The sequence below is a fragment of the Lysinibacillus sp. NPDC093688 genome (genome assembly GCF_050280145.1).
Lineage (GTDB): Bacteria > Bacillota > Bacilli > Bacillales_A > Planococcaceae > Lysinibacillus > Lysinibacillus xylanilyticus_B.
The window spans coordinates 179,571-180,720 of sequence record NZ_JBNNUX010000007.1 but is presented as its reverse complement, the minus strand read 5'-3'; the positions used below and the strand labels follow the sequence as shown (position 1 = coordinate 180,720).

Annotated in this window: 1 protein-coding gene; it reads right to left on the bottom strand. The window is 36.9% G+C overall.

Translation table 11 applies throughout. The annotated features are described in order from the left end of the window. Positions 1–373 precede the first annotated feature (373 nt). Positions 374–532, bottom strand: a complete 159-nt coding sequence (locus tag ACQKN2_RS08710; RefSeq protein ID WP_323646133.1) for a DUF3951 domain-containing protein — start codon at positions 530–532, stop codon at positions 374–376. Between the last annotated feature and the right edge of the window lie 618 nt (positions 533–1,150).

Sequence of the window (1,150 nt, the reverse complement as noted above, 5' to 3'; positions counted from 1 at the left end):
GGTTCATTTGCTGTTTCACCAAGAAAGCGTAACAGAATTCTCTTTTCATAGAAAAGTAAATGACAAACTAATTCCCAAATGGAATGTGCCCCCTCTAGAGACCTTAATTCCCATGTTTTTATCTTCGATTTGAATACACCCCCTGTACGAGTAAAAATTACTAATTAATCAAATATTAACATATTTAGTTTAAATTTCACTACAATACCTAATAGTAGATACAATAAAAAAATCTACCATTATATCTTATTGATATAACAGTAGATTCTTATTTTTTTATACTATTATTTAATAATGTAAAAAAGGTTAAATGAAACCTGCACCTGTTAAAATGACCGTGCTGTTTGAGGATTGTAACCAGTCACTTAAAAGTTCAATTGTCATGTTTTCCTCCACCATCCACGGCATCATCATAAGGTGTATAGATTATAGTAGGGGTTTTCTTTTTAACAAAAACGCGATATATTGCACGAACCAAAATGCTTGAAAAAACCAGACTTACAATGAGCGCTACGCTATTTCCAATATTCATTCCACCAATCCTTTCTCTCCGTTAGTTTTTAATAACTCTACTATTTATATTGTCAGCCAGCATTGGACATGCTCAAATTGTTAACATAATTATCCCAATATACTCTACATACAAGCGTAAATGTTTTTTTAATAATAAAATTTTGCATTTATTTTGGAAGACCTATTTAGAAAACTACTTATTAATACTTAATACTTCGACAACAAATCAGTTTTCCCTGTAGTGCGGTGCATCTATTTCTCCCCTGCTTTCCGTCACCGCTAATCCTATCCGTCTCCTTAGGTTTTCTTTCCGGCGGTGTCGGGGGTCTTTCCGTCGCTCCGAGACTTTTATCCGTCGATAAGGACTTGCTTTCCGTCGATGCTAATTCTATCCGTCACTTCGAGTTTTCTTTCCGGCGGTATCACTGTTCTTTCCGCCGCTCCGAGACTTCTATCCGTCGATGAGGACTTGCTTTCCGTCGATGCTAATTCTATCCGTCACCTTGAGTTATTTTTCCGTCGGTATCGTTGTTCTTTCCGTCGCTCTGAGACTTTTATCCGTCGATGAGGACTTGCTTTCCGTCGATGCTAATTCTATCCGTCACTTTGAGTTTTCTTTCCGTCGGTATCGTTGTTC